The sequence below is a fragment of the Saprospira grandis str. Lewin genome, assembly GCF_000250635.1.
GTDB classification, from domain to species: domain Bacteria; phylum Bacteroidota; class Bacteroidia; order Chitinophagales; family Saprospiraceae; genus Saprospira; species Saprospira grandis.
This window is the reverse complement of sequence record NC_016940.1, coordinates 203695-224750: the sequence shown is the minus strand read 5'-3', so window position 1 is coordinate 224750 and position 21056 is coordinate 203695. Positions and strand designations below refer to the sequence as shown.

Below are 21056 nucleotides of genomic sequence, written 5' to 3'. Positions count from 1 at the left end.
GCTAAGCTATTCGCAATTTGTGAAATGGCAATTGTAAAGCGGGGGATGCTATTGGGAATTTGTGAAATGGCAATTGTAAAGTGGGGTATGCTATTCGTAATTTGTGAAATGGCAATTGTAAAGTGGGGTATGCTATTCGTAATTTGTGAAATGGCAATTGTAAAGTGAGGTATGCTATTCGCAATTTGTGAAATGGCAATTGTAAAGTGGGGTATGCTATTCGTAATTTGTGAAATGGCAATTGTAAAGTGAGGTATGCTATTCGCAATTTGTGAAATGGCAATTGTAAAGTGGGGGATGCCCTTCGCAATTTGTGAAATGGCAATTGTAAAGTGGGGTATGCTATTCGTAATTTGTGAAATGGCAATTGTAAAGTGAGGTATGCTATTCGCAATTTGTGAAATGGCAATTGTAAAGTGGGCTATGCTATTCGCAATTTGTGAAATGGCAATTGTAAAGCAGGGTACGCTATTCGCAATTTGTGAAATGGCAATTGTAAAGCGGGCTATGCTATTCGCAATTTGTGAAATGGCAATTGTAAAGCGGGGTATGCTATTCGTAATTTGTGAAATGGCAATTGTAAAGCGGGGTATGCTATTCGCAATTTGTGAAATGGCAATTGTAAAGTGGGGTATGCTATTCGTAATTTGTGAAATGGCAATTGTAAAGTGGGGTATGCCCTTCGCAATTTGTGAAACGGCAATTGTAAAGTGGGGGATGCTATTCGCAATTTGGCCAATAGTCGCCTAGGGACAAGCCCCTAGGCTAATCAAATGGAGTCAGCCCTAAAGGGCCTTAAAGACAGATATATACGGCTTTGCTAAGTAGTTGCTGCAGAGAAGGGCCATATCCAAAGGCCCTCTTTAGAGGGCTGTCTGAAAAAGCTAGCCTAGGGGCTTGTCCCTAGGCAGCAAAGAGGAGAAACACAAAACTTTAAACAGTCTCTGTACCTGCAGCCTAAAGGCCGCAGCCAATCTAGTTTGGCCATCATTTTGCTCGCCGCAGCGGCTTAAAAGCCCCTGCTTTTAGGAGTTAGGGGTAGGTTTTGTTTTCAGGTCCTGCGGCTTTTAAGCTGCAGGCCGTGGGGCTGCCAAAATCTAGCTTAATTGTTCCGAAATTGGCTGCGGCTTTTAAGCTGCAGCTCCCTAGGCGCAGAAAAGGGCAGGTATAAAATTTTAAACAGCACCCAATAGTTGCTATTGAAGTATTATTTAGATATATTTAGGATGTGATATTTTTGTACCCCATAATTATACACCTATGTATCAAACCCCAAACTGGATAGCCCTTAGAAACTTTTTTTATACGGATACGAGAGGGTCCATCAAAAAAATGTATCAGCTAGCTACGGATCATTTGAGCAAGCTTCGAATCAAAGCGGCTACAGATCCTGCTATTCAAGATATCTTGACCTTCTTTGAGCCTTTCTACCTTACTTTTTTGGAGCAGTACGAACGTTCTATTGATGGGCGTACGGCTTATCATGCAAAAACAGCAGAGTTTAAGGAGTTGCTAGGAGAAGTGACGGGGCCTATGCTTCGTCGTTGGGCTGCTGAGATTCAGATGATTTATGATAGCAAGAGTCGTCAGTACAAAAGTTTTTTTCCGCAAGGGCGCACTGTTTTTAGCAGAGCTAAGTTTGACGATCGGATTCAGTTGGTTAAAACCTTGGGGCGAAATCTATTGCAGGATCCTCAATTGGTCCAGCTTGGCAGGACCGTAGCGGCTTATGGCCAGCAACTAGAAGATCTCCGAGATGAGCAGCAGGGGCTAGAATACAGCTATAGCAACAACTCTACTTTACTGGAGCAGCATCGGGAAGAGCTGTCTTTGGGGCTTTTTGCAAGTTTTGCTCGTTTAGAGTTTCATTACTATCGAGACATTAAGCAAGTGGCTGACTTTTATGAGCTCAAGTACTTTCGCACTGCTCCTGTGGTAAAACCATCGGTTCAGTAAATGCAGTCTAAAAGCTGCGGAAGTTGAAAACCTAAGCCCCTGTCTTCTATTATGGAAGCGGGGGCTTTTTAGTTATATTCATCCTACAGGCCCGAAGGGCCGCAGGCCTAGCGATGCGGCGGGGTGGCCGTCAGGCCAGACCAAGGAGCCGAAGGCGACGCAGGGCCGAGCAGACCTGCGAGCCCCAAAGCGTAGCGCCGCAAGGCGAAGCCGCAGCTGAGGCCCCCAAAAAAAGAACATGAAGCTCTTTTTGCAGAGGGGCTTAATTAGTTTTAAAGAGAGCTTGGTGGATATAATTTTGTTCTTTGGGGGAGAGATTTTGGAGGCAGGGCCAGTCCTTTTTGGCTAATTGTATAGCTTGGTAGGGCAGGAGTTGGTGCTGGGCGAGGCTATCTTTAAGGGCGAGGAGGAGGGGATCTTGTTGGCGCCATTTATAGAGTTGTTTTGGGCCATATTGGGAGACCACAAAAGCGAGAGTATGGGGCCAGAGCGAGTCATTTAATTCGCTTTTTTGCCAAAGATGTTTAAATTGAAGGAGGCGTCGGTCTGCTTGATGTTTGGGACCATTTTTTTCGGCTTCAAAAAGCTGAAGGAGCGCTTTGTTCGTATCAGTAGTTTTGGGCGCTTGGCAGGCCGAGAGGAGGGTGAAAAAGAAAAGGAAAAAAAGGGGGAGAGGCGGCAAACTCATGCTAAGATGCGTTAAATAAGTATAAATTAAACAAGCGAAAGAGATTGGGCGGATTCTACAAATTTATTGTAAATTTGTCGGCAAAGTGGTAGGAAAAGATGCCATTTAAAAAAAGCAACCTAAGTAATATATGAGTAACAGACCTTTACAACAGTTAATGATTCTTGCGGTCTTTTGTCTGTCTGCTGTAAGCATACCGCTTACGGTTTGGGGGCAAACGGTACAGCGATGTGTAACAGGAAATACGGTAACAGCTTCTGGAACGGCTAGTTCTGGGGCTGTTGTTTTTAGTTCTCCGGGAGATTTTGCGCCGGGTCAGCAGATTGCTGATGTGGAAGTAGAATTGACCTGGTCGGTAGCGCCCAATGCCTGCGGAAGTGGGGTAGGGGGAACAGTTGATTTGTCGGATATAGGTTTTGAGTTAGTTTCTCCTACGGGGACCGTGGTACGTTTGGTACAGACGGCGGCGCAGGGGGGATCTACTTATAGTGGAACTACGGCGGTAAATAGCTTAGTGACGACCTTTGCCTTTGGTGGGGCGGTACAGGGGGCGACTCCTGCTGCTGGAACCTATGCAGCGGCCCAGCCTTTATCGGCATATTGGGGCGAGAACCCTGCGGGGAGTTGGAGCTTGAACGTCATTCATGATGGGGGGGGGAGTTCTCCGGTTTGTGTAGAGAACCTTTGTATTCAGCTTTCGGCTTGTACGCCGGGTAGTTTGGCGGCACTTTGTCAGGCTACGGCTTCGGTTGCTTTGGATGCTAGTGGAAACCACAGCTATGAATTTATAGATGTAGATAATGGATCGGATACGACTTGTTATTTGCAGTCGGCGGTATTCTCTCCGGCTACGGCTAGTTGTGCTGATGTAGGGGCTGGGCCGGTTACGGTACAGATGACTTTAACGGACCGACTGGGCAATACTGATTTTTGTTTTACTGATGTAACGGTACAGGATGTTACGCCACCGACTATTGATGCCTGTACGGCTTATCCGGCAGTATGGGACACCATTTATTTGGACAATACGGGAGTGGGGGCCTATGATGCGGCTGCGGCCATTGTGGCTACAGATGCTTGTGGAGTGAGCAATGAATTAGTTTCTCAGCAGGTGAACTTTCCTTTTACCTTTGGGCCAGTTCGCAACTTTGATTGTTCGAACAAAGGGACCAATAACATTTTCTTTCAGGCGCCAGACCCTTCTGGAAACGTACAGACCTTTGGGCCGATTAATGGTTGCCGGGCCAGAGTTGTTGTTTTTGATACGATTGCGCCTACGGCTCTTTGCCAAGATACTACTGTATACTTAGATAATACGGGTAATGCAACCATTGATGGTAGTTTTATTGATGATGGCAGTAATGATATTTGCACCCCTTCTAATCTGTTGCAATATCAGGTAGATGGGGCCACAACAGTAACCTATAATGCGAGCAATATTGCCGCCTCGCCGAATAATGTGACCTTGACAGTTGTAGAGGCACAGTCTGCGGCGCAGGGGGGAACTAATACTGCCACTTGTTCGGCTTTGGTGACCGTTTTGGATACTACAGCGCCTACGGCCATTTGTAGAAACCTTACAGTAGATCTTGATCCTGCGGGTAATGCGACCTTATTGGCCGATAGCGTAGGTATTTTGAGTACGGATAACAGTGGTTCTCCTTTGAGCTTTAGTTATTCTGGGGGGGCAACTACAATAAATTATGATTGTAGTAACCTTGGGAGCAATACGGTAACTATTCTTGTGGCCGACCCTTCTGGTAACCTAGACTCTTGTACGGCTACGATTACGGTAAGAGATACTACAGCACCCACGGTCATTTGCCAGCCCGCTACCATTTATCTAGACAATAACGGACAGGCTAGTTTGGCTGCGACAGATGTAGACAATGGTAGCTCGGATGTTTGTGATCCTGCGCCTACTCTTTTGATTGATGGGCAGGCGACTTTAAACTATGGTTGTGGGCAATTGGGGGCTGGAAATACAGTGACTTTAAGAGCAGAAGATGCTTCGGGCAACATTGACTCTTGTCAATCTGTGGTGACTGTTTTGGATACGCTAGCTCCTGTAGCCAACTGTCAGAACATTACGGTATATCTAGATGCTTCGGGTCAGGTCCTTGTCAATGCGGCAGATGTAAACAATACGGGAGCGCCTTCATCGGATAACTGCGGTATTGTCAATGAATACATTAACAACCAGGCCAGTCTTACTTTTGATTGTTCGGCGGTAGGAGCGGTACAAACAGTATCTTATTTGGTAGAGGATGCCTCGGGGAACTTAGATTCTTGTCAGGCAGACATTACCGTGCTAGACACGATTAGTCCGGTAGCGATTTGTCAAACACAGCCGTTAAATGTTAGTTTGAATCCTTCTGGTCAGGTTGCTGTATTGGCAACGACCATAGATAGTGCAAGTACAGACAACTGTGGAACCACCAACTTGCAGCTCAATGGAGCAGGTCAAGTTACCTTTGATTGTGATGATTTAGGATCAAATACGGTTAACTTGGTGGTTAGTGATAATGCGGGAAATGCAGATTCTTGTACGGCAACGGTAGTCGTTAATGATAATCAGTTTCCCTTAGCGCTTTGTCAGGCCGACACGGCTATTTTGGATCAGAATGGGGAAGCCACCTTATACCCTATAGACATTATAGACCCGGCTAGTGGAGACAACTGTGCAATTGTAGATAGCACCATTAACAATGCGGCTAGTCAGTTGTATAATTGTGGTAACTTAACGGTTTTAACAGGGGTACCTGCTTTAGCGACCTTAGAAATCACGGATGCTGCTGGTAATCCTTCTAGCTGTCAGTCTCAGATTACGGTATTGGATACTATTGCGCCTAATGCGATTTGTAGAAACATTACGGTGGTCTTGAACGCTACAGGGCAGGCGGTAGTGAGTGGGACCGATATTGATGGCGGTTCTACAGACAACTGTGCGATTACGAATTACTTTATTGATGGGGCCAACTCAGTAACTTATGGTTGTGCTGATATTGGGACCAATAGTGCTCAATTGATTGTAGAAGATGCCTCTGGAAATAGAGATACTTGTACAGCTACGGTAACGGTAGAGGACAATCAGTTGCCTACAGCGCTTTGTCAGAACATCACGGTATATTTGGATGTGAATGGTCAGGCTGTGGTGAATGCAGTAGATATTGATGGGGGGTCTTCAGACAACTGTAGTCCTATTACCCTACTCATCAACAACCAGCCAAGCTTTACCTATACTTGTGCTCAGGCGGGCTTGACCGTAAATGCTCAGCTATCGGTAGAAGATCCTGCTGGAAATGTTAGTTTCTGTACCGCACAGGTGACCGTAAGAGACACGATTGCCCCACAGGCCAACTGTAATAGTCCGATTGATATTTTCTTGAACAGTAGTGGTACGGCTACCGTAACGGCTGCTCAGGTGAATGGTGGATCTACTGATAACTGTGGAGTAACGGCTGTGAGTCTATCGGGAAGCAACTCTCAGACCTTTGACTGTAGTCAGATTGGGGTAAATACAGTGACCTTGATTGTTCGTGATGCAGCGGGTAATATAGACAGCTGTGTAGCGACAATTAACGTTTCGGACCAATTGGCTCCTACTGCAGATTGTAGAAACATTTTGGCTTATTTGGATAACAACGGCCAAGTGGTGGTGAGCACCTCTGATGTAGACAATGGTAGTGATGACAACTGTGGTACTCCGACCTTGAGCTTCTTGAATGGTTTGGATACCGTTATTTATAGTTGTGCCAACCTGGGTAGTCCTAACCTCTTGTCTTTGGTGGCCACGGATTCTACTGGAAATGCGGATACCTGTCAGTCTTTGGTGACGGTATTGGATACCCTAGCGCCTGTTGCTCAATGTCAGAACATTAGTGTTCAGCTAGATGCGGTAACTGGACAAGTTACTGTTCAGGCTATAGATGTGGATGCTGGATCTACGGACAACTGTGGAACCTTGAGTTACCTAATCAATGGGCAGAACAGCTTGAGCTATGATTGTAGCAGTTTGGGCCAAGATACGGTAACCCTTAGCGTAACAGATGGACAGGGCTTGAGCAGCAGCTGTCAGGCTATTATTACGGTAGAGGACCTAACGCCTCCAACAATGCAGTGTCAAAACATCAATGCTTATTTGGATGCGAATGGTAGTGTGACCATTTTGCCTTCAGATATTGATAATGGAACAACAGATAACTGTGGACTACTCAGTTTGACTATTAACCGTCAAGCTTCGGTGAGTGTGACCTGTACAGTAGCGGGGCCCAATGTCTTTACGCTTTATGCTACAGATGTAAATGGCAATGAGGATTCTTGTCAGGCTACGGTAACCATTATTGATACCATTGCCCCAACTGCTATTTGCCAGAACATAGATGTTTATCTAGACATCAATGGCGATGCTCGGGTATTGCCTTCAGATGTTGATAATGGATCTAATGACAACTGTACGATTGTGAACTATCTCATTAACGGCAGTTCTTTTGTGGACTATACTTGCTTAGAGATTGGTAGCAATACAGTAACCTTAGTCGTAGAAGATGCGGCTGGTCTACAGGATAGTTGTCAGGCTACGGTAACTGTACATGATACTCTTCCGCCCACAATGGTTTGCCGTACGCCGCTCTTCCGCAACTTGGATAACAACGGAGAGTTGGTGATTCAGTACTTTGCCTTAGACAATGGTTCTAATGATGCCTGTGGTATTCAGAACTATGCGCTGTCTCAGGATACTTTTGACTGTAGTCATATTGGGGCCAATACGGTTACGCTTTATGCTACAGACTTTAATGGAAATACAGATTCTTGTAGTAGTACCTTGAATATTCAGGATGCTACAGCTCCTACAGCTTCTTGTCAGAACGTACAGTTGTTGTTGGATAGCAGTGGTACGGTGGTGCTTTATCCTCAGCAATTGGATGATGGTTCTACCGATAACTGTGCAGTAGCCTATTTTGAGGTGAACAACCAAGACAGTTTGATTTTAGACTGTGCGGCTATTGGAAGTCAGTTTGTGACCTTGACGGTTTATGACTCTTCTAATATTCAGGCAAGTTGTTTTGCCAACGTTACTGTTTTTGACTCTATGCCTCCGGTAGCGGTTTGTCAGCCTATTACGGTGCAATTAGATGCAGCGGGTAATGTTACTGTAGGCGCTAGCGATTTGGATGGCGGTTCTTTTGATAACTGTGGCATCAACTCTATTCTTTTTGATGATGGTACGGCTAGCCGCAGCTTTGACTGTAGTCAAATAGGTGCTAATACGGCAAGTATTGTTGTAATAGATTCTAGTGGTAATCGCGATACTTGTTCTGCTATCATTACGGTAGAGGATGTTACTGCTCCCATTGCAAGCTGTCAGGCGGCGACAGTATATGTAGATGCCAATGGATTGGCCCAGATTGATCCAGCTGTTATTGATAATAACAGTAGTGATGCCTGTGGTATTGATAGTATGCTAGTATCTCCTGCTCAACTTAACTGTAGTAATATTGCTGCTCCAGTATCAGTTACACTGACAGTTTTTGATCCTAGTGGCAACAGCAATAGCTGTACGGCCAACGTAGCGGTTCAGGATACTTTGCCGCCCACTATGATTTGTCAAAATGCTACTGTTTATGTAGACCAAAATGGCTTGGTTAATGTGCCAGCCTCTGTGATTGATGGGGGATCTATTGACGCCTGTGGTCCTGTTAGTTTAGCGATCAATGGAGCGAGTAACCAAATTTATACTTGTGATAGTTTGGGCCTACGCACGGCTATCCTAACGGCTACCGATATTTATGGTAATAGCGATACTTGTCAGGCACAATTGACGGTTTTGGATACGGTGGCTCCCGATGCTATTTGTCGTGCTCCATTTGAGGCCTTCCTAGATGGAAACACTGGCTTGGCTACGGTCCAAGCTCCTCAGGCAGATAGCGCAAGTAGCGATAACTGTAGCTTAGATCCTTCTAGTTATTTGCTAAATGGTCAAACGGCGCTTACCTTTGATTGTACCGATGCAGGAACAAACCAAAACGTAATCCTTACGGTAACTGATAGCTCTGGAACCTCTAGTACTTGTTCTACCGAAATTATTGTTCGAGATACAACGGCGCCTGTGGCCAACTGTAGAGCAACACTTTCTGTTAACTTAGATGCCATTAACGGTTTGGCTACTGTAAATGCAAGTACACTCAATAACAACAGTACAGATGTCTGTGCACCACCACTTAGTTATCTAATCAATGGACAGCCTTCTTATCAGTATAGCTGTTCTGAAATTGGAAACAATACGGCTACCTTGACAGTAACTGATCCTACTGGTAACTTTAGTATTTGTACCACCCAAGTGACCGTAAATGATGTGACCAGCCCCAATGCACAATGTAACTTCAATGTGCAAGTGCAACTAGATACAAGCGGACAGGTAGTAGTTCAGGGAATTGACCTAGATAATGGTTCTACCGATAACTGTGGAGTAACTACTTACCTGATCAACGGACAAGTCTCGGACACTTTTGATTGTACTAATATTGGAAATACCTTGGTGACCCTAACGGTACAGGATTCTAGTGGTAACCCCAGTAGCTGTTCTTCTGTGGTGAATGTTCAAGATACTATCGCTCCCGTAGCGATTTGTCCCACTACTCCAGTAGATGTCTATCTAGATTCTTCTGGAATTGTACAGGTGGCCGCAGCAACAATTGATAGCGCTAGCTATGATAACTGTGGCATCCAAACCTATTTGATTAACAACACCAGCGCACAAAGCTATACTTGCCAAAATATTGGCCTAAACGAGGACACTCTAACTGTTAGGGATCCCTCTAATCTACAGGCGATTTGTGCTGTTGAAGTTAATGTACTCGATACGATTGCTCCTGTGGCGATTTGCCAAGACGTAACGGTCACGCTAAATGCAACAACAGGCCAAGGCACAGTAGATGCTACTAGCCTCGATAATGGTTCTACCGATAACTGTGGAATCAATAGTTACCAAATCAGCGGACAATCTCAAGCCACTTTTGATTGTAGTAATACTGGTGTAAATGTAGTGACACTTACGGTAACAGATGACCAAGGAACTTCTAGCCAATGTCTATCTAATGTGACGGTGGTCGATAATAGCCTACCTACTATTAGCTGTACAAATGGTAATGTTTATCTGGACCTCAACGGAGATGTTTCTGTTTTGCCTACAGATTTTGCTACTGGAAACGATGCTTGTGGTATCCTTTCTTGGACCATCGATAGCTTGCCACAACGACTATATGATTGTTCCGCTATTGGCCAAACTTTCCAAGATACTATTCGCGCTAGCGATCCTTCTGGAAATACTGCCAGCTGCTTGGCCCAAATTACGGTGCTCGATACAATCGCTCCTCAAGCCAATTGCAGAAATATTACGGCCCAATTGGATAGCTTCGGCAATGTGAATATTGCTGCAGTACAGATTGACAATAACAGCAATGATAATTGCTCGATTACTACTTACTTGATCAATAACCAACCCTCTGTTAGCTTCAACTGCGCCGATACTGGCCAAAATGTAGCTACCCTGACGGTGGTAGACCCCGCCGGAAACCGCGACTCTTGCCAAGCTACTATTACTGTAGAAGACAATATCGCTCCTGTGGTGATCTGCCAAAATATTACGGTTCAATTGAATGCAAACGGTACGGTAACGGTTCCCGCTACTAGCGTGGATAACGGTTCTTCCGATGCTTGCGGTCCTTTGAGCTATACGATTAACGGCCAAACGGCCATTACTTACAACTGTACCAATATCGGAAACAATCAGGTGCAGCTAGAAGTCATTGATGCAAATGGGAATGCCTCAACTTGTCAGGCTACTATTACGGTAGAAGATAATTTGGCCCCCACGGTTAGCTGCCAAGCCTTTACGCTTTATCTAGATAATGGCGGAAACGGAACGGTTCGCCCTGTCGATCTAATCGATATGAGCAATAGCAGCGACAACTGTAGCATTTTCTCTTATACTGTAAATGGTTCTACTACTGGAGTGAACTATAGCTGTGCAGATGTTGGACAAGATACGGTCATGGTGATCGCTAACGACTTTAGCAGTAATGCTGATACTTGTTATGCTGCTGTGACTATTGTCGATACAACCGCTCCTGTGGTAAACTGTAACAATATTTTGGTTAACCTCACGGCTTCTGGTGTAGATACCCTAACGGCTCAACAGCTAGGCGTAAATACCAATGATGCCTGTGGTATTGATACCGTACTCATTAACCCACAAGTGATTACTTGTGCCGATATTGGGGTGGTGCCGGTTACGGTAACAGCCATTGATGTGAATGGCGTGTCTAGTGTTTGTATCTCTGATGTGACGGTGGTCCTCGATGGTCCACAACCCACGAGCAACGACCCACTTTGTGAGGGCCAAACCCTAACGCTCTTTGCCAACCCGCCAGCTACTGGCTTTAACTACAATTACCAATGGACCGGGCCCAACGGCTTTAGCTCTACCTTAGCCAACCCGACTAGAAGTAATATGCAGGCCGCCGATGAAGGCTTCTATATCGTAACGATTAGCCCGCAAGGCGCTCCCGGTTGCTCTTCTACCGATAGTGTGTTTGTAGATATGAATGTAGTGCCACCTCCCGTTATTGCCGTAAATGCTCCGCTTTGTGCTACCGGCCAAGCTGTGTTTACCCTCGATAATCCTGGCGATTATAGCGGGACGAACTTTGACTATCAGTGGTTCTTTAATGGAACTTCTATTGGTCCAAATAACGATACCCTAATCATCAATAACATCGATACAGTGAATTCTGGCGATTATACGATGATTATTACTGTAGATGGTTGCCGCGATACTTCTGCCGCCCCCTTGGCCGTAGTCGTTAATCCGCTTCCTCTACCCTTTACGCCTTTGGCAAGCACGCCTTGCCAAGATAGTACCCTAGATCTAGATGCTAATGCGGATCCCGCTTCTACTTATACCTACCAATGGACGGGCCCCAACGGCTTTAGCTCTACTTTAGGTACACCTAGTATTAGCCCCGCGGGCCTAGCCGCCGCAGGTAGCTATGTGGTTACGGTTACCGACCAAAATAGCTGTACCGCTACTGGTTCAGTTACGGCTAGCATTATTCCTACTCCACAAACGCCTAGCTTGTCTTTCAATGAGCCGCTTTGCTTGGATGATGTCCTAGAATTGACCGATAGCACCATCTATAACCCCACTGCGGTTTATAATTGGTTCTTGGCCGATAGCAGTACGCAACAGACCTTTATGGGACAGTTGGTGGTGGTCGATGCCCTTGAAGGGTTCTATAGTTTATCGGTAACGGAAAATGGTTGCCCCTCTCGCCTAGATAGTATTGAGGTGCTCTATGAACCCGCTCCCGATGCCCTAGATGATGCCTTTACACTCAATTTCCGCGACTCGATCACGGGAATGGATGTGACGCTCAATGATGCCGTTCGACCAAATGCTAGCGTTCAGTTGGTGAATGCGCCACTCAACGGAATCGCTACAATCAATGCGAATAATACCTTTGATTATGTGCCCGATCGCCTCTATTTTGGTATCGATTCTTTCACTTATGAGGTCTGTGACGCCACTTGTCCCACCATCTGTGATACGGCCCTAGTGGTCCTCGATATCCAATATGAAGAGCGCTGCCTCATGCCGAATGGTCTTTCTCCAAACGGCGATGGAATCAATGACGAAATCTTTATCGTCTGCGATGAAGAGTATCCCAATATGCAAATCCGCATTTACTCTCGTTGGGGCAATATGGTCTATGAAGGCGAACCTACCGGCTTTAATGGCCAGTTCAAGGGCGCCGACCTACCCGATGGTACTTATTTCTATGTCCTAGATTATGGAGACGGCACTGACCCCTCTACCGGATATATTATTATTCATCGATAGGCCTACAGCCAACAGAAAAAAGACCGCTACGCTTTTGTAGTGGTCTTTTTTTATGCCCAAAAACAGACTAATGATATATTTTTTTTGGGGCCTCCCGCAGCAAGCTGCGGGCGCTACGTTTCAGGGCTCGCAGGTCTGCTCGGCCCTTCAGCGCTGCGCGCTTCGGTCTGGCCTTCGGCCACCCTTGCACATCGCTAGGCCGCCTAGGGGCGCCTAGGGCCAAGGCTCTAGGCTTCGCAGTTTTTGGACCTAAAACAGTTTTTTGCTCCTAAAGAAGAGGACCAAAATAATAGAAATAAGCACGGCAATACCCATCAAGGCCCAAAAGGCATGTGGATGATGCATCATGGGCAAACTGACGTTCATGCCATAAAAACTAGCCACTAAGGTGGGCACCATCAACACAATGGTAATGACGGTGAGCCGCTTCATGACTTCATTCAAGTTATTAGAAATCATAGAGGCCAGGGCTTCCATGGTGCCCCCCAAAATATTGGAGTAAATATGGGCCATCTCCAAGGCTTGGCGGTTATCAATGAGGATGTCCTCAAAGAGGTCTTCTTTTTCCTCATCGCCACGAATGCCCAAAAAATTGGTCCGCTGGATCTTACTCATCAACTGATTGATGGTGGTGAGCTCGGTGACAAAATAAACCAAAGACTTTTCTAGATTGAGCAACTTCTTAAGGTCCCGATTTTTAGAAGATTCATAGACCTCTTGCTCCACTACATTTCTACGGACGTTAATATCTTTGAGGCAGCGCAAATAGGCATAGACGTTTTGTTCCAAAATTTGCAAAACAAATAAAGAAGGGTCTCTAGGATCAAAGTCTTTGACCTTTTGGCCCAAAAAGCTCTGCAAGACCGAGTTTTCATAAGAAGAAATAGTAATAAAATAGTCGGGGGTCCAGATAAGGCCCATGGGCACCGTAATATAAAGGGTGCGCTCTTCGGTGCTATGATCATTGAGCACCGGCGTATTTAAGATAATGAGCTTGCCCTCATCGCTAAACTCGAAACGGGTCCGTTCATCAATATCCAAAGGGTCGGTCAGATAATCGAGATCGAGCTCTAGCTCTTCGGCTAGGGCTTCTATGCTGGCAATATTGAAGGGAGGCGAAATATTGACCCAGCAAGGCGCCTGCATTTCAGGAAGCTCTTGCAATTTGCGGTCTTTTAGGCGGTAATAACGAATCATTTGGTCAATTTTTTCAGAAGGCCTAAACTTAAGGATAAACTTTAGGCTCGGGCTTATTTATCCATTACTTTTTAAACAAGTTTTAAGGGAAAGCCCAAATTTTTAAATACATAGAATAGTTTGTACTTTTAGCTAGTTGTTTTCTTGGCTTAGGCGGCGAAGCCGCCGCCAAGGCGCGTAGCGCCTCGGCTGAGGGATGGACAGCAGTGGCCGAAGGCCAGACCCAGCTTTTTTGAGCGTAGCGAAAAAAAGCGCAGGGCCGAGCAGACCTGCGAGCTGCGAAACAGCCCGACCCGAGCCGAAGGCGAGGGGCAGCCCCAAAAAAGAATCAAAAAAAATCAGTAAAAAAAAGATAGATGTCAAAAAGTTGGATGTTTTTGCTCCTACTGCTTGCAGGTAGTTTGAGCGCACAAAAAAAAATGAGTTTGGAAGTGGAGCTAGCCGCTGATTGTGAGCTAGAAAATTTGCAGCTCTTTCAGTGGACCGGCACGCAGGTGGAGCCTTTTAGTGCGATGGAATTGACGAGCTCAAAATCGGAAAAACGCTATAGTTATAGTGGGAGTTTGGAGGAAGGAAACTATTATTTGGGGACCTCGCTCAACCAGATGCGGCCGCTTTATTTGGGCAATGAAAAAAAGGTAATTTTGACGGGCGTTTGTGAGGACATTAACGCCTATGAAATAAAAAAATCGAAGACGAATCAGGCTTTTGTGGCCATGTTGGATAGTATTCGGGAGCAAAGTGCTAGTTTTTTTGCCCTAATTTCGGCCTATAAGCAAAATGTAAATGAGCCCAAAGTGCTAGCGGATTTGGATAAAAAGCTGGAGGCTTTGGATTATCGCCGCAAGTCATATTTGTTGGAATTGAAGAAAGAGCAGCCCGAATTGGCCAAAATTGTGGGCTTGTATACCTATTTGTCTTATCAGAACAACAAAAGTTCGGCGGAGCAAAGAGAGGGCGATTATTTGGCCCAAACTTATTTTCAGTTTACGGACCTTTCTGATGGGACCTTCAAGCGGATTCCCTTCTTTTATGAGGCGATTAAAAGCTATGCGACGAATGTGAGTCGGGTGGGCTTATCGGCGGAAGAAGTGCAGGCTTATTTGGACAAAACTTTGGATGCGGTGGGGCAGGAGAGTCCTCATCATCAATCGGCTTTGTTGGGCGTGGCCTTTGGCTTGTTGTCGGCTCAGCAAAAAGAATTATTTGTGCAATATGCCGAGCGTTACCAGAAAATTCATGGCGGAAAATCGGAAGTATTGGACAATTTTATTCAGCAGCAGATTATTCAGGTTCGTGGAGCTGCTCCTATTGGTGGTTTGGCGCCTGATTTTGAGGTGGCCACGCCAGAGGGCAAAATGCTCAAGCTATCGGATTTGCGTGGAAAAGTGTTGTTGGTTGATTTTTGGGCCAGTTGGTGTGGGCCTTGTCGCCGCGAGAACCCGAATGTGCGCAAAGTCTATGAAAAATATAAAGATCAGGGCTTTGAAATTTTGGGTGTTTCCTTGGATAACAATCGCGATCGTTGGCTGAAGGCCATTGAAAAAGACGGTTTAGACTGGTACCATGTTTCTGATTTGAAGGGCTGGAGTTCTGCACCGGCAAAACTATATGGCGTTCGGGGCATTCCCTTTACCCTTTTATTGGATGCAGAGGGCCGAGTATTGGCCAAAAATTTAAGAGGTCCGGCTTTGGAAGCCAAGTTGGCCGAACTTTTTGAAAAAAAATAGGATGTTTCAATTTTCAAATTTAATTCCGCTCCCCTTAGCCGAAAAAGATTTATCGAGCTCTGAAGTTTGGGGCTGTGATTGGGCCTTAGTCGAGGGCACCGCTTATTTTTTGGAGGCCCCATCGGGGCGGGGCAAAACCACATTTCAGCATTTGCTCTATGGTTTGCGTCAGGATTATAGCGGTCAAATTTCCTGGAAAGGTCAGGATATTCGACAATTTTCTGCGGAAGATTGGGCGCTTTTGCGGCAAAAGGAATTGGCCATTATTTTTCAGGATTTGCGTTTGTTTCCCCAGCTGAGCATGGCAGAAAACCTCATCCTCAAGCAGGAATTGAATCCCGCCATGGATCTGGACCAACTCAAAGCTGCTGCTGAAGAACTGGACATGATGGAGCATTGGGATCGGCCCACGGGTCTTTTATCTTATGGGCAAAAGCAGCGGATTGCGATCATTCGGGCGCTTAGTCAGCCTTTTTCCCTTTTGTTGATGGACGAACCCTTTGCGCATTTGGACCAAGAAAATATTCGCCGGGCTTGCCAATTGATTCAGCGCCGTTGCGAGGAAGAAAAGGCCAGCTTTTTAATTGCCAGTTTGGGCGACGATTATTTTTTGAACTACGATAAAAGCATTCGCCTTTAGGGGCCAAGCGGCAGGAGAACAAAAGTTTTTCTGCCGCTTTTTTAAGCTAAGAAAATGAACTATTTAGATATAGAAAACTGGAATCGAAAAGAACTTTTTGATCATTTTCGGAAATTTCAGGACCCTAGTTTTGCGCTAACTGTAGAGATGGATTTGACAAAAATCTATGCTCGGAGCAAGGCCGAAAAGCAATCTGTTTTTTTATTGTATTTGCATGCTTGTCTGCGGGCCATCAACCAAATAGAGCCCTTAAAATATCGGATAGAAGGGGATCGGGTCCGAATTTACGAGCGCATAGATGTTTCGGCCACCATTGCTCGGCCCGATCACAGTTTTGGGTTTTCTTATGTGGAGTATACGGAGGATTTTGCGCTTTTTTCGGAGCGTTTTCGTTTAGAAAAAGAGCGGATATTTAATTCGCGAAATTTATTTCCGCCTCGCAGCAGTTTGGGCTGCATTTATTGTTCTGCTGTTCCTTGGGTGCATTTCAAGGCGCATAAAGAGCCTTTTTTTGGCGACAAAGACATGAGTGTTCCGCATTTATCTTTTGGTAAAATTTTGGCGCGGGGCGAAAAAATGATCATGCCCTTAGCCATCAGCGTCAATCATGCTTTGCTCGATGGCTATCATATTGGGCAATTTATAGAGCGCTTTCAATTATTTTTGGATCAGTAATTTTTGGGGCCCGCGGCCAGCAAAGCTGGCCGCCGCTATGCTGCGGGGCTCACAGGTCTGTTCGGCCCTTCAGGCTTCACTTCGTTCCGCCTTCGGTCTGGCCTTCGGCCACCCCTGCGCAGCGCTGGGCCGCACAACTGTCTTTTTTCTCTACTCTTTTTTCTTCGGCCCTCAATTCCCCCTTTCAATTAGCGGCTTTCAATTAGCCATTGGGGCAAAAAACAATAGAATTTTTTTGTACTGGAAAAAAAACTGCGGTGGTCTGTAGGTTGAAACCTACAGCCAGGCAACAAAAAGGCATTTCATTTTAAATGGAGGTTTAAAAACCTCCATAAAAAAACAAGTCCAAAAATTTCTTTGGGGAAAAAGCTAGCCTAATGGCGACGAATGGATTTTTTTATCACGTTTTTTCTACTGCACTTCATGAGCCGATGGTTTTAACCATCGGCTCATTTTTTTTGCTGTAGAATGGCATTCTTTTTTGCTGTGGGTTTTAACCCACTGGTCTAGAAATACTAAAGAAAAATAATCTGCTCCAACCGCCGAAGAAAAAAAACGCCCATGTTCAAAGCGGTGGAGGATTTTAATCCTCCCCGCACTATAGATGTAAAATAGCTTTGTTGTATGGCTGTAGGTTTCAACCTACAGCTATGGCCGAAGGCCAAACGGCTGAGGGATAGAAAGCAGTGGCCGCAGGCCAGACCCAGTTTTTTTGAGCGCAGCGAAAAAAAACGCAGGGCCGAGCAGAGCTGCGAGCTGCGCCATAGCCCGACCCAAGCGAAGCGCAGGGGCAGCCCCAAAAAAAACAGAAAAAAATAAAATATTCTAGATAGGCTGGACAGCGACTTCCTTTTTTGTGAAAAATAAAGGCAAAACTTGCTTTTTTTGCTTTGGAAAGTTAATTTGGGGGAACCTAAAGACAAAACAGATAAATCGTGGTGGGAAACCTATATTAAAAATAAAGACCTATAGACCTACAGCAATTATAAATTGATTGCTGTAGGTCTCTTTTGTTTATACACTAGAAAAATGATGGAGCATCAAATGAATAAGGAGCAGGCGTATAAGTTATATATAGCAGCACTTTTAGAAGATATTCCAGGAATGGAAGCGAAACGGGCTGAATATATAAAAGGACAGGAAGAACTTTATCAGCAATTTTTGGCTAGAGCGAGTAAACTGGCTGCTGCTGGAGCAGATGTTCATGCAAAGCATGAAGTTTTGATGTCTCCAATGGAAGGCTTGAAAAATCCAGAGAAAAAAAGAGCTTATGGTATTTTTCCGTCTGTACAAGAATTAGATAGCAAGGGTTTTCCTTTGAAAAAGTCGGAAATAAAAGGTGCCGAAGCAGCAAAAGCAGAATTGTGGAAGGACTTTAAAAAGGATGTGGATGAGCTGCCTACTACTGGGCTTAAGGATTTGAAAAGGTATAGCATAAAACTGCATACCTTATTAGAGCACTATGCTTCTCGCTTACCTTCAGTGAGTCAGGCGCATGCTGATGTTTCTTTCTTTGACTTCAACCGTTTGCGTGCTGCTGTTGTGTATAGCCTTTGCCAATTGGAGCAAGAAGAACAGCAAGAGGAAAAAGCCTTTGCATTAGTTCGAGCGGATATTTCAGGTATCCAAAATTATATTTATGGAATTGCGAGTAAGAATGCCTCTAAAAACCTAAAAGGGCGGAGTTTTTATATTCAGTTGTTGGGAGATGTTGTTTTGCAGCTACTGATGAAAGAACTAGAACTTGTGGATGGGCAGGTAATTTATGCTTCTGGAGGAAACTTCTTTCTTTTGCTCCCACATACAAAAAAGTTGCAAGCTACCTTAGATCTTGAAGGAGAGGGAAGTTTTATTCAACGTTTGCAAAAAGCTTTATTTAAGCAGTATGCTGAAAAGTTATCTGTGATAATGGCTTATCAGCCAGTAGCGGAAGCCGATTTGAACCAGTCAAAACCAGAGGGCTTAACTCAGGCTATAGAGGAGCTTTTTCAAGAAAAAATTGGTCGAGCAAAAAAGCGGCAACTTGCTTTTCATATAAAAAATACGGCTCATTTTTTTGACCCAATAGAGGAGGAGATTTCTGCTCAACGGCATGATGTTATGACGGGGGATATGATTTCAGCGAATGAGAGGAGGATTTGGTCTTGGGACAGAACAGAAGATGAAACTGAAACTATAGAGCCCAGCTATTTTCTAAAAGATGAAAGCAATTTAGAGTCTGATGAAGCTGAGGGCGATAGTTTTTTGTCTGAAGATAGCGCCATGCAGATTATTGCGGGGCGAAGACTACGAGAAGCTAAGTATTTAGTTTTTTCTGTAGATGAAAAAATAGAGGAGTTGGATGAAGTTCTATTTGTAAAGAAAACGGATAGAGGAATAACTAGGTATTCTCCTCGCGAGTCTTCTGCACATCTTCAGCCTTTGCGCTATGCTAAAGAATATGGTTTAGCTGCGGTAGATGTATTTATTACAAAGGGAAATGAGCTTTGGAATAAATTAGACAGAAGTAGGGTGCAAACTATTTGGGCCTTGAAAAAAGTAGATGAAAAAAGTAGTTCATCTATTGGGGCGGAGCTTAAAACAGTAGACTTTATTACTGTTTATGGGGGAAACTCTATTGCAAAAATCAAGGATGCATCTAATCCTAAACCTAATCGACCCTACCAAATTCGACCAAAAACTTTTGAAGAATTAGCGAGTAACCTACTTACAGAGCAGCAGGAAGAACAACTTAAAAATAAGAATAGAGAAAAACTAGAGGAAGGTTTGTTTACCCGCTTAGGTGTTTTGCGTATGGATGTAGATGGTTTGGGCGCAACCTTTCAAAAACATATTCCCTATATCAATGCGGAACAGAAATCAGTACGGCCCCATTTAAGTTTGGCTTATTATAGTGCTGTTTCACATCAATTAGATTGGTTTTTTAAGGGCTGGTTGAATCGCATTTGGGAAGATGAAGAAACAGATGAAAAGTCTGGGGAGAAAATCAGCGAGTACAGTCAAATTATTTATGCTGGTGGTGATGATCTTTTTATTGTGGGGCGTTGGAACATCTTAATGGAGATGGCCATAAAGATTAAGGACGACTTTGAACGCTTTGGTTGTGCACTAGCAGAAAAAGATCGCTTGACTTTGTCTGGCGGACTGGCTATTGTGCGAGAAAAGTTTCCCATTTTGAAGGCTGCTGAAATTGCTGGGAAATTAGAGGAGCAGGCTAAAAAACATAAGTTTGAGGAAGATGGCAAGGAAGCTCTTCGAAAGAAAAATAGTATTGCATTTTTTTCAAAGCATCCTTTGCATTGGGATACAGAGTTTAAGTTGGTATACCACCTCTACAATAATTTAACGGAAGTCGAAGAGGATAAGCTGGCTAAGCAAAAAGGAAAGTTACCCAGAAGTATCTTGGGCCGGATTCAGGGCTACTATAAAATGATGGAGGAATATGATGGAGAAAAAAAATCTCCTCGTTGGATATGGATGGCTGCTTATGATTTGGGCCGCTTGAGTAAAAGCTATAATGACTCTGGACTAGAAGCCCCAGAAAATAAAGAAGAAATACTAAAGGCTAAAAATGCACTAGAAAAAATTAAGGCAGGAATATTTACGAATAAATATACTGGAGTAAATGGAGATGATAATTTTGAGCATAAGTCTCATTATCATTTTCTAGAGTTATTGAATGTGGCTGCTCGTTGGGCAGAGTTTGAAACTCGAGCAGAGGATGCTAGAGAAATGAACCAATAAATAAATATTTGTTATGATTAAATTTAATGAAGATTGGATTAAGGGGAAGCTAACTAGTCTGGGGATCAAATATGCAGAGCAACTAGGTGCGGCCTTAGTTGAGCACGAGATGACAACTTCTCAAATTCGAAATGTGTACTCTGAAGTGAAACGGATTCAGGCTACAATAAAGGGAGTCTCTTTGAGAGAGTCGATTGCTAAAGAAAAAAAAGGAAAGGTTGAACAAGAAAAAATAGATAAGGCGTATAGATCTTTTCTATTACTTCGTCCTAAGGTGGCTTATGCAGCTCACCGAGAAATCGGGAAATGGAAAGGGCTTAGGCTTTTTAGGGAGGCGTTTGAGGAAATGCACAAAGCAGTGGTAGAGCACGGAGAGCATAATGGGGTGCTTGACACAAAAAAGTTTAAAGAGGCATTTTGGCGTTTTTGTGATTTGTTTGAAGCTGTTCTGGCATTTCATAAAGCAAGTGGAGGCCGAGCTTAAGCTTTTTAATCTAAAATTGTGGATCACTTTTAATACAAAGA

12 protein-coding genes are annotated in these 21056 nt (G+C 44.4%); 10 read left to right on the top strand and 2 right to left on the bottom strand.

All coding sequences use genetic code 11. The features are described 5' to 3' along the window. Positions 1-24: 24 nt before the first annotated feature. The 4 genes from SGRA_RS23700 (at position 25) to SGRA_RS00970 (ending at position 1956) form a co-directional block, all read left to right on the top strand. On the top strand, positions 25-168 hold the full coding sequence (locus SGRA_RS23700; RefSeq protein ID WP_014373218.1) for a hypothetical protein: 144 nt from the start codon (positions 25-27) through the stop codon (positions 166-168). 87 nt (positions 169-255) lie between these two features. After that, positions 256-378 (top strand): hypothetical protein, encoded by a 123-nt coding sequence (locus SGRA_RS24240; RefSeq protein WP_281045844.1) that lies wholly within the window; start codon positions 256-258, stop codon positions 376-378. 3 nt (positions 379-381) lie between these two features. Beyond that, positions 382-750, top strand: coding sequence for a hypothetical protein (locus SGRA_RS00975; RefSeq protein ID WP_014373217.1), 369 nt, complete (start codon positions 382-384; stop codon positions 748-750). Between the two features lie 510 nt (positions 751-1260). Continuing rightward, positions 1261-1956, top strand: coding sequence for a hypothetical protein (locus SGRA_RS00970; protein WP_041329426.1), 696 nt, complete (start codon positions 1261-1263; stop codon positions 1954-1956). A gap of 262 nt (positions 1957-2218) precedes the next feature. Here the strand turns inward: SGRA_RS00970 and SGRA_RS00965 are convergent, their stop codons facing one another. Beyond that, positions 2219-2644, bottom strand: coding sequence for a hypothetical protein (locus tag SGRA_RS00965; RefSeq protein ID WP_014373215.1), 426 nt, complete (start codon positions 2642-2644; stop codon positions 2219-2221). Between the two features lie 130 nt (positions 2645-2774). On the opposite strand from SGRA_RS00965, the gene SGRA_RS00960 reads away from it, so the two are divergent. Further along, positions 2775-12545, top strand: coding sequence for a T9SS C-terminal target domain-containing protein (locus SGRA_RS00960; protein WP_014373214.1), 9771 nt, complete (start codon positions 2775-2777; stop codon positions 12543-12545). A gap of 249 nt (positions 12546-12794) precedes the next feature. Here SGRA_RS00960 and SGRA_RS00955 read toward each other — a convergent pair whose 3' ends face one another. Next, positions 12795-13742: a magnesium transporter CorA family protein gene (locus SGRA_RS00955; RefSeq protein ID WP_014373213.1), complete on the bottom strand. Its 948-nt coding sequence runs from the start codon at positions 13740-13742 to the stop codon at positions 12795-12797. A 356-nt stretch (positions 13743-14098) separates the two neighbouring features. Here SGRA_RS00955 and SGRA_RS00945 point away from each other — a divergent pair, with 356 nt between their 5' ends. The 5 genes from SGRA_RS00945 to csm2 all read left to right on the top strand — a co-directional run bounded on the left by SGRA_RS00945 (position 14099) and on the right by csm2 (position 21015). Next, positions 14099-15472 carry a TlpA family protein disulfide reductase gene (locus SGRA_RS00945; protein ID WP_014373211.1) on the top strand — a complete coding sequence of 458 codons (1374 nt, stop codon included), beginning with the start codon at positions 14099-14101 and terminating at the stop codon, positions 15470-15472. Position 15473: 1 nt separating this feature from the next. Next, positions 15474-16112: an ABC transporter ATP-binding protein gene (locus tag SGRA_RS00940; protein ID WP_014373210.1), complete on the top strand. Its 639-nt coding sequence runs from the start codon at positions 15474-15476 to the stop codon at positions 16110-16112. 54 nt (positions 16113-16166) lie between these two features. Further along, on the top strand, positions 16167-16787 hold the full coding sequence (locus SGRA_RS00935; RefSeq protein ID WP_014373209.1) for a CatA-like O-acetyltransferase: 621 nt from the start codon (positions 16167-16169) through the stop codon (positions 16785-16787). Positions 16788-17816: 1029 nt separating this feature from the next. Beyond that, entirely contained in the window at positions 17817-20531 is a 2715-nt protein-coding gene (gene cas10 / locus SGRA_RS00925; protein ID WP_148268236.1) for a type III-A CRISPR-associated protein Cas10/Csm1, read from the top strand. Between the two features lie 13 nt (positions 20532-20544). Then, the gene (gene csm2 / locus SGRA_RS00920) at positions 20545-21015 is read left to right on the top strand and encodes a type III-A CRISPR-associated protein Csm2 (protein ID WP_014373205.1); all 471 of its coding nucleotides are present in this window, start codon (positions 20545-20547) and stop codon (positions 21013-21015) included. Positions 21016-21056: the final 41 nt, after the last annotated feature.

Coding starts and splice junctions, on each gene's coding strand:
- SGRA_RS00935 (WP_014373209.1), top strand. CDS start 16,167: ATGAACTATTTAGATATAGAAAACTGGAATCGAAAAGAACTTTTTGAT.
- SGRA_RS00965 (WP_014373215.1), bottom strand. CDS start 2,644: ATGAGTTTGCCGCCTCTCCCCCTTTTTTTCCTTTTCTTTTTCACCCTC.
- SGRA_RS00960 (WP_014373214.1), top strand. CDS start 2,775: ATGAGTAACAGACCTTTACAACAGTTAATGATTCTTGCGGTCTTTTGT.
- csm2 (WP_014373205.1), top strand. CDS start 20,545: ATGATTAAATTTAATGAAGATTGGATTAAGGGGAAGCTAACTAGTCTG.
- cas10 (WP_148268236.1), top strand. CDS start 17,817: ATGATGGAGCATCAAATGAATAAGGAGCAGGCGTATAAGTTATATATA.
- SGRA_RS00955 (WP_014373213.1), bottom strand. CDS start 13,742: ATGATTCGTTATTACCGCCTAAAAGACCGCAAATTGCAAGAGCTTCCT.
- SGRA_RS00970 (WP_041329426.1), top strand. CDS start 1,261: ATGTATCAAACCCCAAACTGGATAGCCCTTAGAAACTTTTTTTATACG.
- SGRA_RS23700 (WP_014373218.1), top strand. CDS start 25: ATGGCAATTGTAAAGCGGGGGATGCTATTGGGAATTTGTGAAATGGCA.
- SGRA_RS24240 (WP_281045844.1), top strand. CDS start 256: ATGCTATTCGCAATTTGTGAAATGGCAATTGTAAAGTGGGGGATGCCC.
- SGRA_RS00975 (WP_014373217.1), top strand. CDS start 382: ATGCTATTCGCAATTTGTGAAATGGCAATTGTAAAGTGGGCTATGCTA.
- SGRA_RS00940 (WP_014373210.1), top strand. CDS start 15,474: ATGTTTCAATTTTCAAATTTAATTCCGCTCCCCTTAGCCGAAAAAGAT.
- SGRA_RS00945 (WP_014373211.1), top strand. CDS start 14,099: ATGTCAAAAAGTTGGATGTTTTTGCTCCTACTGCTTGCAGGTAGTTTG.